This window comes from Corynebacterium sp. HMSC29G08 (assembly GCF_001806875.1).
In the GTDB taxonomy this organism is placed as follows: Bacteria; Actinomycetota; Actinomycetes; order Mycobacteriales; family Mycobacteriaceae; genus Corynebacterium.
Map to the genome: position 1 here is coordinate 20,684 of NZ_KV786233.1, position 15,226 is coordinate 35,909.

Sequence of the window (15,226 nt, forward strand, 5' to 3'; positions counted from 1 at the left end):
CGTGCGAACCCCGAAAACTCTACAGTAAGGATCCTCTTATGGTATTTGGGGCGTGTCGCAAGAATTTAGGCCCATTTAATTCATCACACGTAAAGGTACGTAAAAATGCCTATATTCTGCCTAAATAAAATGGTGATTAGTCACCTAATCTGCCCTAAGGAATCGGCCGCATCATGAATATTTGCCTCTAAACGGAGACATTCTGGCAATAGGCTTAACGCTTAACCAGATTTTGACCTCTGTGTTCTTAAGTATTCGTGTCAGGTGGACGCCAGGTGAGTCCCTACCTTAAACATCGGATAGCAAACATCGGATAAGTCCGTTTTGCGGCCTTTTTCGGGCCTATCCGATGTTTGCTATCCGATGTTTGCGTGCCGCACCCTTAACCCCCACTAGACTCGTAGCCCATGAGGATAGGCATCATCGGTGCTGGCATTGCCGGCCTCGCGCTGGGGGCGGCGCTGCACCGGGCGGGCATAGACGTGCAGATTTACGAAGAGCATGCGCAGATCCGCAGCGGCGGTGCCGGCATCACGCTCGCGCCGAACGGGCTCGCCGCCCTCGACGCCTTAGGTATAGGTGCAGACTTCCGCGCGCTGCAGCTGCAACAAGCACCACTACAAGGCGGGATCCGGAATCCGCAGGGAGACTGGCTTACGCGCATCTCCCCGCAAATCACGCGCGCCTCGCTCGCGCTCGACCGCACCACACTCCACTCGCTGCTGGTCGCAGGCATCCCAAGCTCGCGCGTCCACACCTCTGCTGCGGCTGTGGGCGTCGACGCCAGATCCGGCACAGTCACCTTTGCCGACGGCTCGGAGGCAAGATTCGACGTCGTGGTGGGCGCAGACGGGATCCGCAGCGCGGTGCGCGCCACCTGCTTCGACGATCCCGGCATGACCTACGCTGGCTACAACACGTGGCGCGCGATCACCGAAGAGGTGCCGCTTGACGCCGGGTTCGAGACCTGGGGAACTCGCGCCCGCTTCGGGGCCGTCCCGCTTCACGACGGTCACGCCTACTGGTTCGCCGTCACCTCCGGCCCAGAAGCCCAACCTGGCACCCAGGCGCTGCACCAACTACACGCGACCTTCGCGCAGTGGCACGACCCGATCCCCGCGCTACTGCGCGCAACCCCAAAGGCGTCGATACAGTACTTGCCCATTCATGAGCTCGCGAAACCACTCCCGAGCTACCACAACGAGAAGGTCGTGCTGATCGGGGATGCGGCGCACGCCATGACGCCAAACCTCGGGCAGGGCGCATGCCAGGGTCTCGAAGACGCTGCAGTCCTCGCCCGGCTGCTGCGCGCAGGCAGTACGGACTTTTCTGCCTATGACACGCACCGGCGCCGCCGCAGCCAACAGATTGCGCGCCAGTCGCGGCTGATCGGACGGGCATTACATACCGGCGGCGACCGAGTGACTGCCGCCCGAAACTGGATCCTCAAGCACGTGCCCGATGCGGTAACCAACAGGCAGGTGCAAGCGGTGACTGCGTGGGCAGTGCCGGAGATGTGACCGAGGCGGCTCCAAACGGAACAGCACCGCGCGAGCAGCGAGGCCCTCGTGTTGCCGCGGCCCGTGAAAATATACGCATCGAAGAAGAGGCGTTTCCCCGTTTCCCTCCAGGTACCAGGCAACGAAAAAACCCGGCCTCGCAGGCCGGGTTTTGTTATGTCTAGCTTCGACTAGCGCGGGAGACTATTTCTGCGGGGCACGCAGGTGTGCGACGCGAGCCGGGTCGATGTTGAGGGCGCGCAGTTCACGCTCACCCAGATCGGCGTAGACACCGGAGAGCGTCTTCTGGTCGTATGCCCAGTCCGGCTCCTGGTGGCCAACCGGCTTGTTGTGCGCGGTGACGGTGCGGACCTGGTTCAGCTTCGGCTGGGTTGCCAGAAGAATCAGACCAAGTGCGATGACCACTGCGAGGGTGATCAGCCAGATGGTCTCTACGTGACCCTCGTGGTTACCAAAGTTGAACCCGATGAGGGCGATGACGGAAATCCAGCCTACGACCTGGATGACGCCGTTGCCGGCTTCGCTCCAGCCAAAGCGGGCGGATGGGACATCTGCCTCAGATACGCCGTTGTACACCTGAGGTGCGTTGTCGAGAGCGTGGTTGGCCACAGCCAAACTCCTTCGTGCTGAGCAATTGGAAAACAATTGGAACTATTTGCAACAGTATTGGCCCTATTCTTTCACATGGGCTGGTCAGTTTGCGAGTGAATACCCCCTAAACGTCCGAAAGTTTTACCGCTTGTGGAGCAGACTGGAACAATGGCGGGTGTGAGACGCATTCTGATTCTGGGTTCAACGGGCTCTATTGGCACGCAGGCACTTGAGGTTATTGAGGCCAATCCTGCGGATTTCATGGTGGTGGGCATTGCGGCTGCGGGAAGTAACCCGCAGCAGATTATCGACCAAGCGCGTGCGCACGGCCTGCGGCCCGATCAGGTGGCGGTGCAGCGGGATGACGCTGCGCAGCAAGTCAGTGACGCTCTCGGCGGCGCGGTGATTGCCGGCCAGGAAGCTGCACGCGAGCTCATTGAGACACACGAAGCGGATGTGGTGCTCAACGCGCTTGTGGGGGCGGCGGGGCTGAGCTCAACGCTTGCGGCGCTGGAGACAAGCGCGGTGCTGGCGTTGGCTAATAAGGAGTCCTTAGTTGCCGGTGGTTCGCTGGTGTTGAACAAGGCGCGCCAGGGGCAGCTGGTGCCGGTGGATTCGGAGCATTCAGCGATGGCGCAGTGTCTCCGCGCAGGCCACCCGGAAGATTTCGCGCGTTTTGTACTTACGGCTTCTGGCGGCCCGTTCCGTGGGCGTACGCGTGAGCAGATGATGGGGGTGAGCCCGCAGGAGGCGGTCACACACCCGACGTGGTCCATGGGCACGATGAACACGATCAATTCGGCCACCATGGTCAACAAGGGCCTTGAGCTGATTGAGGCGGCGATGCTGTTCGGCATTGATCCGGACATTATTGATGTCACCGTGCACCCCCAGTCCGTGATCCACTCCATGGTCACGTTTGTGGATGGGGCGTCGATTGCGCAGGCTTCGCCGCCGTCGATGAAGATGCCGATTGCGCATGCGTTGGCGTGGCCGCGTCGTGTAGCAAAGGCACAGCAGGCGCTTGATTTCAGTGAAGCACACACGTGGACGTTTGAGCCGCTGGATGCCAAGGCGTTTCCGGCGGTGGAGCTTGCGCGCGAGTCGGTGAAGCGCGGCGAGCCGTATCCGGCGGTGTACAACGCGGCGAATGAGGTTGCGGTAGATGCGTTTTTTGCCGGTCGCATTGCGTTTCCGCACATTGTTGATGTGGTGGAGCAGGTGCTTTTGCTTTTCGACGCCGACGGCAACCCTCCCCAACCCCCAACCACCGTCGAAGCCGTCTTGGGGGCGGATAGGCGTGCACGCCACTTGGCTGCTGAAGTGATTGAGGGAATCGCTGCGCAGTTCAAGGCTGATGGTGCAAAGGCGGATGCGTAGGTGGGGGCGCTTGGCATAGTGCTGTTCGCGCTGGGGATTGCGGTGTCGATTGCGCTGCACGAGGCGGGGCACATGTTTACAGCGCGTGCTTTTGGCATGCGGGTGCGCCGCTACTTCATTGGCTTTGGTCCAACGGTGTGGTCAACGAAACGCGGGCATACGGAGTACGGCATTGCTGCACTGCCGTTTGGTGGGTTTTGTGACATTGCGGGCATGACGGCGCTAGATCCGGTAACGGAGGAGGAAGCGCCACATGCCATGGTGAGCAAGCCGTGGTGGCAGCGGGTGATCGTCATGACCGGCGGCATTGTGATGAACCTGCTGATTGGCGTGGTGATCATCTACATGGTGGCCACGATGTCGGGGATTCCCAACCCGTACGCGGACCGCACGCCACGAGTCGGTGAGCTGACGTGTACGTCGGATCAGGTGGATGAGACAACGCTTGCGCCCTGCACTGGGCAGGGCCCCGCATATGCGGCGGGACTGCGCTCAGGCGACGCGCTGGTTGCGGTTGACGGCGAAGAGATCACCGCGTTTGCGCAGTTGCGGGATTACGTGATGACTCGCCCAGGTGAAACCGTAGAGGTCACGGTTGAGCGAAACGGTGAGCACAAAGACTTCGCCGTGGAAGTCCAGGCGGTCAAGCGCTTAAACCCGCAGACAGGCGAGGAAATAGAAGCTGGCGCGATTGGTGTAGGCCTTGCGCCCGTGCCGGATGCGATGAAGCGCTTCGGCCCCGTTGATGCGATCCCGGCCACCGCGAAGTTCACCGGTGAGATGCTCGGGGCTACGGTCGATGGGCTCATTGCGTTTCCGGGCAAGATCCCGGGAGTCGTGGCTTCCATGTTTGGCGCGGAGCGCGACGTGGAAGGCCCGATTAGTGTCATCGGGGCGTCGCGCACCGGTGGAGAACTTGCGGCAAACAGCTTGTGGCCGGTGTTTTTCCTCATGCTGGCCAGCCTGAACTTCTTTCTTGCGCTGTTTAACCTTGTGCCGCTGCCGCCTTTGGATGGTGGCCATATCGCGGTGATTTTCTACGAGAAGATCCGAGACTTTTTCCGGCGCCTGCGTGGTTTGCCGCCGGGTCCGCCGGCGAACTACGAAAAGCTCATGCCGTTGACCTACACAATCGCCGGGCTCCTGCTGATCGTTGGTGTGCTTGTCATGGCGGCGGACGTGGTGAACCCTGTGAAGCTTTTGGGCTAAGGTAAACCGCATGAATCTCCCCATCGGTTTAGGTATTCCAGAAGGCCCGCCGCCGACGTTGGCGCCGCGCCGCAAGACGCGTCAGCTGATGGTTGGTGGGGTAGGCGTTGGGTCGGACCACCCGATCACGGTGCAGTCCATGACCACGACAAAGACGCATGACATTAACGCCACGCTGCAGCAGATCGCGCAGCTGGCAACTGCGGGGTGTGACATTGTTCGTGTCGCCTGCCCGAAGACGGTGGACGCGGAAGCGTTGCCGGCGATTGCTGCAAAGTCTCCGATTCCGGTGATTGCAGATATTCACTTCCAGCCGAAGTACATCTTCGCTGCGATTGACGCGGGCTGTGCCGCGGTACGTGTGAACCCCGGCAACATCAAGGAGTTTGACGGCCGCGTCAAAGAGGTAGCGAAGGCTGCGGGGGATGCAGGAATTCCGATCCGTATTGGTGTCAACGGTGGCTCCTTGGACAAGCGCCTGCTGGAGAAGTACGGCAAGGCTACGCCGGAGGCGCTGGTAGAGTCCGCGATTTGGGAGGCCGGTCTGTTCGAGGAGTACGGCTACGGCGATATCGCGATCTCTGTGAAGCACTCCGACCCCGTGCTAATGGTGGAGGCCTACCGTCAGCTGGCGGAGAAGACGGATTACCCGCTGCACCTCGGTGTGACGGAGGCGGGCCCGAAGTTCATGGGCACGATCAAGTCTTCCGTGGCCTTCGGCGCACTGCTGTCGCAGGGTATTGGAGACACGATTCGTGTCTCCCTTTCCGCGGACCCGGTGGAGGAGATCAAGGTGGGTGATCAAATTCTGCAGTCGCTGAACCTGCGCCCGCGCAAGCTTGAGATCGTCTCCTGCCCGTCCTGTGGTCGCGCTCAGGTGGATGTGTACAAGCTGGCTGAGGAGGTAACCGCTGGCCTGGACGGCATGGAGTTCCCGCTCCGCGTTGCCGTGATGGGATGTGTTGTCAACGGTCCTGGTGAGGCCCGTGACGCGGATCTCGGCGTGGCGTCGGGCAACGGCAAGGGCCAGATCTTTGTCAAGGGCGAGGTTGTGGAAACCGTGCCGGAGTCCAAGATCGTGGAGACCCTGATCGCGCACGCGCTGCGTATCGCTGAGGAGCAGGGGCTGGAGGAAGTGGCTGGGACCAAGGCAGAGGTCAAGGTTACTCGCTAGACGCGTTCCGACATGGTTGTGGCAGCGCCGGGGAGACTCTCGGCGCTGTTACGTTTTTGTCATGCGTCGCCTTCTTGTCCTGCTTAGCTGTCTGTTTCTCGCAGTGGGGCTTGCGGCATGCACACCAAGGCCTGACTCAGCAGAACCGGTGGCAAAGACCTTTTTGAAAGCGCTGGAAGAGCGCGCCGAATTTGGCAAGATCATCGACGATCCCAGCACCGCTCAGTCCGCGGCAGAGACCACATGGGAGGGCTTGCAGGCAGAGTCGCTTGAGACAGCGCTGATAGAGGTTAGCCAAAGCGAGGCGATTGCCACCGCGAGCTACCGTATGGCGTGGCAGCTTCCGCGTGATCGTGAGTACGCCTATGACGCGCACATGACCCTCACCCAGTCCGCAGAGGGCTGGCAGGTGCGCTGGCAGCCCTCTGCAATCCACCCGAAGTTGGGCGCGCACCAGCATCTGGAGCTGCGCGCCATCCCCGCGCGCCCGGCCAGCGTGGTGTCCTCGGATGGTGCGGAGTTGCTGAGGCCCGGGGTTGCGTACCGAGTGCTGGTGGAGCCCAAGGGGATTAAAAGCGTGCCGCAGGCCGCTCAGCGTATCGCTGCAGCGCTTGCGGCAGCACATGAGGTTGATAGGGCAGTCCCGCTTCACGACGCCGCGTCGCTGACCCAAGCCCTCTCCTCCACCCAATCGACGTATTCGGCTGCCCTGATTCCCGCCACCGCTAAGGACGCCTTCGAGCAGGCTCTCGGTGGCGAGGCGGGGGTGCGGCTTAATGAGGAAGCCGCGATGGTCAACCTTGACCCCGGTTTCGCGCCGGACATCATGGCGCGTATTGCAACCTTGGTTGGCGATGATTTGGATGGTGACCCGGGCTGGAGCGTCTCCGTTGTCAACGAAAATGGCGTGGCGTTGGAGCAGGTTGAGCGCGTGGATCCAGCGCCTTCGCCAGCAATAGAGATCAGCCTGGACCGTAGCGTGCAGCGCGCCGCGGAGCAAGCACTTGAGCCGGTGGCTGGCCGCGAAGCGATGATTGTGGCAATCAGACCATCCACCGGCGGCATCCTGGCTGTTGCCCAAACCCCGGCAGCTGACAAAAAGGGCAACTTGGCCACGATGGGCCAGTACCCGCCGGGTTCGACGTTCAAGATCATTAGCGCCGCAGCTGGCCTGGAGCGCCAGTCGCTGACCCCGGATTCCATCGTCCCGTGTCCGGGCACGATGAACATTTACGGCCGAACGGTGACCAACTATGCGGGCTTTGGCATGGGCAGCGTGCCGTTGCAGACGGCGTTCGCGCGTTCCTGCAACACCACGTTCGCGGACATCTCGACCAAGCTGGCCCCAGGCGAGCTCCAGGAGGTAGGCAAGCAGTTTGGACTTGGCCTGGACATGATGATCCCGGGCTTGGATACCATCACTGGCTCCATCCCGGTGGGCGAGACCCCGCTGGAGCGCACTGAGGCCGGCTACGGCCAGGGGTATGACTTGGCAAGCCCCTTTGGCATGGCGTTGGTTTCTGCGACGGCTGCGCGCGGTGAGATGCCGGTTCCGTTCCTGCTGCCGGGGGAGGAGACACACGTCAATGAGCATCTGGAAAAGCCGCGCCCAGAGGCGATGGAACAGCTGCGCCAGATGATGCTTGCGGTGACTTCGCCGGGTGGTACTGCAAGTGGACTTACTTCGTTTGGAGACGTCCGCGGTAAAACCGGCGAAGCCGAAATCACCGGCGGGTCGCACTCGTGGTTTACCGGCTATCGTTCGGACGATGACATTGCTTTTGCCACGCTTGTTGTATTGGGCGGCGGCTCTGAAGCTGCGGTGGCGCTGACGCAGACGATGCTTGCAAACCTGGATGCGGCGAGGGGCTAACATTGATCGCATGAATCAACGCGGAAAATTAACCCCAGGTAAGCCCACTCCGATTAGGAAAGTGCCCGCGTCGATCAAGCGGCCGGAGTACGCCTGGAAAAACAAGGTCCAGGAGAACGTGGGTGAGCCGTTTGTGCAAACCCCAGAGACCATTGAGGCAATGCGTGAGGCATCCAAGATTGCGGCGAACGCGTTGGCTGTCGGTGGCGCAGAGATCAAGCCGGGTGTGACTACGGACTACGTCGATGGCGTGATCCATGAGTACCTGTGTGATCACGGTGCATACCCCTCCACGTTGGGGTATCGCGGCTACACCAAGTCCAGCTGTATTTCGCTCAATGAGATCGTCTGTCACGGCATCCCGGATAGCACGGTGATCCAGGAGGGCGACATTGCCAACATTGACGTCACCGCCTACAAAAACGGCGTGCACGGCGACACGAACGCGACGTTTTTCGCCGGTGAGGTGGCGCAGGTTCACCGCGATCTTGTAGACCGCACGTATCAGGCCATGATGCGCGGCATCAAGGCCGCCAAGCCGGGGCGCCAGGTGAATGTTATTGGACGTGTCATCGAGTCGTACGCCAAGCGCTTCGGCTACAACGTGGTCACGGACTTCACCGGCCATGGTGTGGGCACCACTTTCCACAACGGACTTGTTGTGCTGCACTATGACTCAGACGCCTATACGGACATCCTCGAGCCGGGTATGACGTTGACTGTTGAGCCGATGATTAACCTTGGGCAGTTGCCTTACGACGTTTGGGATGACGGCTGGACTGTCCAAAATCGTGATGGCGAGTACACCGCTCAGTTCGAGCACACCATTTTGATTACTGAGGACGGCAACGAGATTCTCACGCTTCCCGATGCTGATGTGGCCGCCGGCCAACACATGCTGGGGCAGTAGGCATACAGCAAACAGAAAAGCTCCCACCTAGAAAGGTGGGAGCTTTTTGTTGTCGCTGACAGCGAAAACAAGCTTAGAGCTTGATCCAGCCGTTGTAGGAAGCGAAGTTGACAGCAGCGATGATCATGCCGACCAGAGCGCCGATACCGGCGACGACGGTGCCGTCGATCCAGTAGCGAGCCCACTGCGGAACTTCCTCAACACGGGTCTTCTTACCGAAAGCGTCGGTCGGGTAGAACTCCTTGTCGGAGTCTTTGAAGTACTTGGAAGAGCCCTTGCCGCCGAACAGGCCCTTGGTGCCGTCGCTGACAACGTTGCCGAAGTCCTTGTCGCCTTCCTGCTTGCCAACAAAGATGACTGCCTTGTCGCCCTTGGTGGAGTCCTTCTGTGCGGAGCCCTTGTTGTCTTCCTTCTTAGCGGAGCCGTTGTCCTGCTGATCAGTGGTAGTGGTGGTGTTCTCGGTGGTCTCCTCGGCAAAAGCGACGGTGGTGCCGCCGAGAGCGACGGTCAGAGCAGTTGCAGCGGCAACTGCAGCGGTGCGGATGTTGCGCATGTTTCCTTCTTTCGAAATGTTCTTGAAGTTTAGGTGGGGTGTGCGATGAAAATCCGCAGCTTACATGCCGTGGATGAAGAAGTTGTACAGCGGGCCAACGATCAGGCCAATAGCAGCGGAAACGCTCAGGAAGATCGTGGTGAGGTAGCCAGCCTTAGCCCAAGGAGCGAGGTTCTCCCACTTCTTGTCTTTGCCGAAGATGTCGGTGCCCTTAGCGCCAGTCAGGTTGCCGTCCTTGTCCACAGCGCCGGAGCTGTGAGCGAGCTTGTTGGACGAGGTGATCTCGCCGCCTGCCTTGTCCTTGTCGGTCGGCTTACGGGTCGGGACGCCGGTCTTGGTCGCCTCGTTCTGGGTGTTCTGATCCTGGGTGGTCTCAGTGGTGGTCTCCTCAGCCAGTGCGACGGAGGTGGAGCCGAAGGCCACAGCAACGGCGGTGGCGCCTGCGAGGGCTGCCTTCTGGAACTTGCGCATGAAACAAATCCTTACTTGTAGTACTTGTATGTCGTCCGAACTCGATCCATGGGACCTTGGCACGGAGGCTCTCGGCGGGAAGTGGCGGCTCCCCGTTGTCCGAGTGTCGCGGCTTATGTTAGCAACTAATTCGAAGTGTGGTGCAACTTGTCGCCTAAAACTTTGCCAGAGTTCTCTAACGATGGGTTTGTGGGCTGGGTGTAGTAACGCTGGTTATCTAGCTGGCGATACTCTTGTTTCTAACTTGGGTGCCGGTACCCCTATTATGGGGGCAATTTAATGTTGGATGGTTTCCCTTTTGTTGTTTATTTATCTTCAAAATCGAGGTCGAGTCCCAAGATTGCGTTCTCAGTAACCTCCGGAAGCGCCGGGTGTATCCAGTACTGTTTGCGGGCTACCTTCCGCAAATCAAGATCAAACGCCATGACCGTGATCGCTTGCTGAATGAGAGTTGAGGCTTGCGGGCCCATGTAGTGTGCGCCAAGCAGCCGACCGGTGGCCGTATCGGCGATGAGTTTGACTAGTCCCGTGGTGTCTTCAAGTGCCCAACCGTAGGCCACGTCGCCGTAACGTTGGACCTTCACGGTGATGTCGTAGCCCGCATCACGCGCCTCATCCTCATTGAGTCCTACCGTGGCAATTTGGGGGTGAGTGAACACGGCATAGGGAACATTCTCGTGCGGCATGGTGTGTGTTGGCGCCTGGCCATCAAACCGCGCCACAATGTTTGCCGCCACCGCGCGGGCCTCCGCATTGGCTACGTGCTTGAGTTGATACGGGGAGGAGACATCGCCAAGCGCCCACACACCTTCGGCGGTGGTGCGGCCAAACTCATCAACCTTGACACGGCCATCCGGGTGTAGCTCCACCCCACCGTCTTCGGCGCGAAGTTCGTCGCCGTTGGGAATACGGCCGGTGGCAAGGAGGAGGTGTTGGGAGGTCAGCGTTGCGCCGTCGTCAAGCAGAAGCTCAATGCCGTCTGCTGTGTTGCGCGCCGAGGTGATCTCGGAGTGGACGACGTTGAAGCGTTCGGAGGCGAGCTCATTGAAGGCGTCGCGAATCGTGGGATCCAGAGAGCGAAGCATCTGCGAACGGCTCACGATGGTCACCTCGGTGCCCAGCGCATCAAAAACATGGGCGAACTCCATAGCGATGAAACCGCCGCCGACAATAATTAAGGACTCTGGCAGCGCATCAAGTCGCATGATGTCCTCATTGGTGTGATAGCTCACGCCTTCGGCCCACTCCGGAATGCGCGGACGCGATCCGGCCGCAATCAGCACCTGATCTGCGGTAATGGTTGCAGGGCCTTCCTGAGTGCCTGTGGCGATGGTGCGTGGGCCTGTGAAATGGGCTGGCTGATCGTAGACGTCAACGTTCGGGCATTGGTCGGAACGCCTGTATTCCTCACCACCGGCAGCAATCAGATCAATGCGGTTGGTAAACACGCGCTCTTTGATCGCATCCCAATCCGCACCCTTATATTCCAGGTCAACGCCGAGGCGCTCAGACTCGCGCGGGGTGTAGGCGGCATCAGCGGCCAAGACGTACATCTTGGTGGGGATACAGCCAACGTTCAGACAGGTGCCGCCGAAGGCACCCTTCTCCACGATGGCGACGCGCTTTGAGTCAAAACGCTCGTCCAAAATCGTGTTACCGGAGCCGGTGCCAACAATAATGAGGTCATAGTGCGTATTCACAGGGTCTCCAACCATTCTGCAGTTGTCTTAAACGCTACTTCGCGGGCGAAAGATTCGGAAAGGAAGACGTCGTGGCGTGCGCCGTCGATAGTCTTGATAACCGAGGAATGTGACAGTTTTGGCGCCCACTTCCTGATCTGCTCCACGTCCAACACCGTGTCCGCAGTATCCGCGGCAGGCGAGTAGTCCTTTCCCAAATAGGAGTGTGCAGAGGCAAGCGTCAGCGTAGGCACGCCCGTGTCAACGGCGCCAGCGTGGATCTGTTGCTGTGCCTTATTAATAGCGCGGATCCAACCCCAATATTTCCGGTGGCCGTAGACCGGCTTCATGTCAGTATCAAACTCCCACTCACCATGCTTGCTGTGGTGGATGGACTCGCCGTAGGTGCCCAAGTTGTCCTGCGGCAGCGGCATCAGCGGAAGATAGCGGCCCACAGTATTTATGACAGGGCGGACAAGCGCCACCAGTACGGGGTTATATTGCAGATCCAGCCACGGGCTGTTGAGTAGCAACCCTGCAATATGGGCGTGGCGCTTTGGGTCCTCACGGCGCAAATAATCCAGCCACAAGGGGGCGATCAGCCCACCAGTTGAGTGGGCGACGGGAATGACCTTTTGGGAGGCTACCTCACCGACAATGATGTCGAGTGCCACGTTGAGCTCTGGGTAATAGTTCGCGAGGTCTCGAGTGTAATGCCAGCGCTGACCATTCTTGCGGGCGCGACCGCAGCGACGCAGATCAATCGCGTAAAAGGGATAACCGAGTTCAGTGAAAAACTCCGCCACGTGCGTTTGGAAGAAGTAGTCACTCATGCCGTGAATCCACAGCAGCGCAGGCTTTGTCGGGTCTGCCTTCTTATTACCGGCATTTGCCTTGACCACTACCGCCTGGACTGCCTTACCAGTGTCCGAGTCTTTGCCTAGATCAAGGGTGGCCTGTTCATAGTCGGGGCCGAGAATGTCTGGGCAAAAAGATGTGGTCTGTGTCATGCGGACAATACTAGCCGCGAGCGTCAAACTACAGCGTAGAGTAGAAACGCACTAGGGTTGTATAGAGTTGTAGAAGCACAAAATTTCAAGAGATGAGAAGGTGGCTTGGTATGGCTAACAAGAACTACGACGATGAGGTGGATGTCCTTCTTGTAGGAGCCGGCATCATGAGCGCCACCCTGGGCGCAATGCTGCACGCCCTGGAACCGGAATGGTCCCAGGTGATCTACGAACGTCTTGATGGTGCGGCACAAGAGTCCTCCTATCCGTTTAACAACGCAGGTACCGGCCACTCGGCCCTGTGCGAGTTGAACTACACCCCGGAGAAGAACGGCCGCATCGATGTATCCAAGGCGATGAACATCAATGAGAAGTTCCAGCTGGCACGCCAGTTCTGGTCCTACAGCGTTGAAAACAATGTGCTGAAGGATCCGCGCGCGTTCATCAACCCTGTCCCGCACGTGTCTTTCGCACAGGGCGAAGACCAGATTGGCTACCTGAAGCGCCGCTACGACGCGCTGAGCGCAAACCACATGTTCCCGGAGATGCAGTTCACTGAGGATCCCGCAAAGTTCACCGAGATGCTGCCGTTGATGGCAAAGGGCCGCGACTTCGACGCAGAGCCAGTAGCCATCTCTTGGACCGATGTCGGCACTGACATTAACTACGGTGCATTGACCCAACAGTTCATCGACTCCGCGAAAGCTTCTGGTACCGAGGTTCGCTTTGGCCACGAAGTAACCAACCTCAAGCGCGAGGGCAACTTCTGGAAAGTCACCGTGAAGAACGTGCACACGGGCGACAAGAAGGTCACCCGCGCACGCTTCGTCTTTGTCGGTGCTGGCGGTTACGCACTGGACCTACTGCGCAAGGCTGGTGTCCCAGAGGTTCACGGCTATGCGGGCTTCCCAATCTCCGGCATGTGGCTGCAGACCACCAACCAGGAACTCGTGGAGCAGCACCAGGCGAAGGTCTACGGCAAGGCCAAGGTTGGCGCCCCGCCGATGTCTGTCCCGCACCTGGACCTGCGCGTGGTTGACGGCAAGCAGTCCTTGCTGTTCGGCCCGTACGGTGGCTGGACTCCGAAGTTTATGAAGAAGGGTTCCTACCTGGACCTGTTCAAGTCCATCCGCCCGGACAACATCCCGTCCTACCTGGGTGTTGCCGCCACCAACTTCAACCTGGTCACCTACCTGGTTGAAGAGGTCTTCCGTAACTTTGACGGCAAGATGGACGTCCTGCGCGAGTACTACCCGGACGCAGATCCGAGGGACTGGACCGAGGTTGTTGCTGGCCAGCGTGTGCAGGTGATCAAGCCGACTGCTGCTCCCCGCTTTGGCTCACTCGAGTTCGGTACCGCACTGGTCAACGATCAGAGCGGCACCATCGCCGGTATCCTCGGTGCATCTCCGGGTGCATCGATTACCCCAGCTGCCATGCTGGAGCTGCTTGAGCGTTGCTTTGGTGAGCGCATGATCGAGTGGGGAGAGACCCTCCACGAGATGTTCCCGACCTACGGCAAGTCCCTGAAGCGCGACAAGGCCGCCTACGACGAGCAGTGGGCATGGACCCAGAAGTCCCTGCAGCTGGAGCAGGAGCGACACCTGGACAGCTCGAAGTAGCTGGCTGCGGGATCCCAGCGGAAGCTAGGTACCGCAGAACGTTTGAAATGGGAAGGCGCCTTCGGGCGCCTTCATCCATTCCGGGCCCGCATCCGGATTGAAAGGGGCCTGGGTTGCGCGCGCCAGCTCCAAAAACGGCTCGAGGTTGCCGTTTCGTTCCGCCTCCACGATGGCGCGCTCTAACATGCCGTTGCGGGGCCCGAACATGATGCCGTTGAAGCCAAAGAGGTCTTCTGCAGCTGCGAGTTCTTCGGGGTTGGGCACTTCGGTGTGCCACGCGGCGTCCCAACGCTGTTGCGCCTGACCAAGAATCGACTGGGCTTTGTCCTGCTCCATGACCCCAAGCAGCGCCTCCGCCAGGCGGGCCACGTTCCATACCGCGATAGACGGTTGGTGGCCAAAGCGGTAACGGCCCCGGGTATCAATGGAAGAAAACACCGCATCCGGGTCGTACGTCTCTGTAAACGCACACGGCCCGTAGTCAATGGTCTCCCCGGACAGGGCAGCGTTATCCGTGTTCATCACCCCGTGGATAAACCCGATGCGCATCCACTTTGCCACCAGCGCAAGCTGGGAATCCAGCGTGTGCTCCAGAAGGGCAACAGGGGAGTCGAAACCGGCTGCGTGGATAACTTTTTCCACCAGCTCCGCAGACTGTGTTGCGGCGTACTGCACCGAACCGATACGAAGATGGCTCTTAGCCACGCGAACCACAATGCCGCCGGGCACCCCGCCCTGTTGGCGAATGACATGCTCGCCGGTGGTGAGTACCGCCAGCGAACGCGTGGTAGAAATCCCCGCCGCGTGCATGAACTCTGAAACCAGGTACTCACGCAGCATTGGGCCAATCGCACCAGCCCCGTCGGAGCCTGGGCGGGAAAACGCAGTCAGGCCTGAGCCTTTGAGCTGGATTTCGTAGCCGCTTGTCTCGCCGCTGCCGGGGAGGTCGCCGAGGAGGGTTGCGCGGCCGTCGCCAAGCAGCGGCACAAACTGGCCGAACTGATGGCCAGAGTAGGCCATGGCATGACCACCCTGGGAACCTGCAAGCCACTGGGTGCCTTCGGCGCTGCGCAGCCACGCCGGGTCCAAATCAAGTTCTCGTGCAAGCTCCTCATTGAGCACCAGGAGCTGGGCGTTTGCAAGGTCGGTGCCGGGTTGTGGCTGCACCATCTCGGGCAGCATTTCTGCGAGCGTGTGGGCAAGCTGCGGTTGGTTCATGCAACCACCCTAGACT

At 59.8% G+C, this 15,226-nt stretch carries 13 protein-coding genes; 7 read left to right on the top strand and 6 right to left on the bottom strand.

The genetic code is table 11. The features are described 5' to 3' along the window. The first annotated feature begins 407 nt into the window (after positions 1 to 407). Positions 408 to 1,520 carry an FAD-dependent monooxygenase gene (locus HMPREF3101_RS04180; protein ID WP_070462934.1) on the top strand — a complete coding sequence of 371 codons (1,113 nt, stop codon included), beginning with the start codon at positions 408 to 410 and terminating at the stop codon, positions 1,518 to 1,520. Between the two features lie 183 nt (positions 1,521 to 1,703). On the opposite strand, the gene HMPREF3101_RS04185 is transcribed toward HMPREF3101_RS04180, so the two are convergent. Beyond that, positions 1,704 to 2,129 carry a DUF2631 domain-containing protein gene (locus HMPREF3101_RS04185; RefSeq protein ID WP_070462937.1) on the bottom strand — a complete coding sequence of 142 codons (426 nt, stop codon included), beginning with the start codon at positions 2,127 to 2,129 and terminating at the stop codon, positions 1,704 to 1,706. A gap of 150 nt (positions 2,130 to 2,279) precedes the next feature. Between HMPREF3101_RS04185 and dxr the strand changes: the two genes are divergently transcribed. The 5 genes from dxr to map all read left to right on the top strand — a co-directional run bounded on the left by dxr (position 2,280) and on the right by map (position 8,657). Next, positions 2,280 to 3,491, top strand: a complete 1,212-nt coding sequence (dxr, locus tag HMPREF3101_RS04190) for a 1-deoxy-D-xylulose-5-phosphate reductoisomerase (RefSeq protein WP_070462940.1) — start codon at positions 2,280 to 2,282, stop codon at positions 3,489 to 3,491. Further along, positions 3,492 to 4,700: a M50 family metallopeptidase gene (locus HMPREF3101_RS04195; RefSeq protein ID WP_070462943.1), complete on the top strand. Its 1,209-nt coding sequence runs from the start codon at positions 3,492 to 3,494 to the stop codon at positions 4,698 to 4,700. Between the two features lie 10 nt (positions 4,701 to 4,710). Then, a complete protein-coding gene (gene ispG / locus HMPREF3101_RS04200) occupies positions 4,711 to 5,874 on the top strand; it encodes a flavodoxin-dependent (E)-4-hydroxy-3-methylbut-2-enyl-diphosphate synthase (protein WP_070462946.1) in 1,164 nt (387 codons plus the stop codon). Between the two features lie 61 nt (positions 5,875 to 5,935). After that, complete coding sequence (locus tag HMPREF3101_RS04205) at positions 5,936 to 7,747, top strand: penicillin-binding transpeptidase domain-containing protein (RefSeq protein ID WP_070462948.1); 1,812 nt, start codon at positions 5,936 to 5,938, stop codon at positions 7,745 to 7,747. Positions 7,748 to 7,757: 10 nt separating this feature from the next. Further along, positions 7,758 to 8,657 carry a type I methionyl aminopeptidase gene (gene map, locus HMPREF3101_RS04210; RefSeq protein ID WP_070463023.1) on the top strand — a complete coding sequence of 300 codons (900 nt, stop codon included), beginning with the start codon at positions 7,758 to 7,760 and terminating at the stop codon, positions 8,655 to 8,657. Between the two features lie 73 nt (positions 8,658 to 8,730). On the opposite strand, the gene HMPREF3101_RS04215 is transcribed toward map, so the two are convergent. The 4 genes from HMPREF3101_RS04215 to HMPREF3101_RS04230 form a co-directional block, all read right to left on the bottom strand. Continuing rightward, complete coding sequence (locus tag HMPREF3101_RS04215) at positions 8,731 to 9,210, bottom strand: hypothetical protein (RefSeq protein ID WP_070462952.1); 480 nt, start codon at positions 9,208 to 9,210, stop codon at positions 8,731 to 8,733. 60 nt (positions 9,211 to 9,270) lie between these two features. Beyond that, positions 9,271 to 9,681, bottom strand: coding sequence for a hypothetical protein (locus tag HMPREF3101_RS04220; RefSeq protein ID WP_070462955.1), 411 nt, complete (start codon positions 9,679 to 9,681; stop codon positions 9,271 to 9,273). A 305-nt stretch (positions 9,682 to 9,986) separates the two neighbouring features. Then, positions 9,987 to 11,396, bottom strand: a complete 1,410-nt coding sequence (gene mtr / locus HMPREF3101_RS04225; RefSeq protein WP_070462958.1) for a mycothione reductase — start codon at positions 11,394 to 11,396, stop codon at positions 9,987 to 9,989. Then, positions 11,378 to 12,370, bottom strand: a complete 993-nt coding sequence (locus HMPREF3101_RS04230) for an alpha/beta hydrolase (RefSeq protein WP_070462961.1) — start codon at positions 12,368 to 12,370, stop codon at positions 11,378 to 11,380. The genes mtr and HMPREF3101_RS04230 overlap by 19 nt, the downstream gene beginning before the upstream one ends. 110 nt (positions 12,371 to 12,480) lie before the next feature. Between HMPREF3101_RS04230 and mqo the strand changes: the two genes are divergently transcribed. After that, on the top strand, positions 12,481 to 13,992 hold the full coding sequence (gene mqo / locus HMPREF3101_RS04235; protein WP_070462964.1) for a malate dehydrogenase (quinone): 1,512 nt from the start codon (positions 12,481 to 12,483) through the stop codon (positions 13,990 to 13,992). Positions 13,993 to 14,016: 24 nt separating this feature from the next. Here the strand turns inward: mqo and HMPREF3101_RS04240 are convergent, their stop codons facing one another. Next, a complete protein-coding gene (locus tag HMPREF3101_RS04240; RefSeq protein WP_070462967.1) occupies positions 14,017 to 15,210 on the bottom strand; it encodes a protein adenylyltransferase SelO family protein in 1,194 nt (397 codons plus the stop codon). Positions 15,211 to 15,226: the final 16 nt, after the last annotated feature.

Bases quoted from the DNA above. Each gene is read 5' to 3' on its own strand.
- HMPREF3101_RS04180 (WP_070462934.1), top strand. From the start codon at position 408: ATGAGGATAGGCATCATCGGTGCTGGCATTGCCGGCCTCGCGCTGGGG.
- dxr (WP_070462940.1), top strand. From the start codon at position 2,280: ATGGCGGGTGTGAGACGCATTCTGATTCTGGGTTCAACGGGCTCTATT.
- ispG (WP_070462946.1), top strand. From the start codon at position 4,711: ATGAATCTCCCCATCGGTTTAGGTATTCCAGAAGGCCCGCCGCCGACG.
- HMPREF3101_RS04205 (WP_070462948.1), top strand. From the start codon at position 5,936: ATGCGTCGCCTTCTTGTCCTGCTTAGCTGTCTGTTTCTCGCAGTGGGG.
- map (WP_070463023.1), top strand. From the start codon at position 7,758: ATGAATCAACGCGGAAAATTAACCCCAGGTAAGCCCACTCCGATTAGG.
- HMPREF3101_RS04215 (WP_070462952.1), bottom strand. From the start codon at position 9,210: ATGCGCAACATCCGCACCGCTGCAGTTGCCGCTGCAACTGCTCTGACC.
- HMPREF3101_RS04220 (WP_070462955.1), bottom strand. From the start codon at position 9,681: ATGCGCAAGTTCCAGAAGGCAGCCCTCGCAGGCGCCACCGCCGTTGCT.
- mtr (WP_070462958.1), bottom strand. From the start codon at position 11,396: ATGGTTGGAGACCCTGTGAATACGCACTATGACCTCATTATTGTTGGC.
- HMPREF3101_RS04230 (WP_070462961.1), bottom strand. From the start codon at position 12,370: ATGACACAGACCACATCTTTTTGCCCAGACATTCTCGGCCCCGACTAT.
- mqo (WP_070462964.1), top strand. From the start codon at position 12,481: ATGGCTAACAAGAACTACGACGATGAGGTGGATGTCCTTCTTGTAGGA.
- HMPREF3101_RS04240 (WP_070462967.1), bottom strand. From the start codon at position 15,210: ATGAACCAACCGCAGCTTGCCCACACGCTCGCAGAAATGCTGCCCGAG.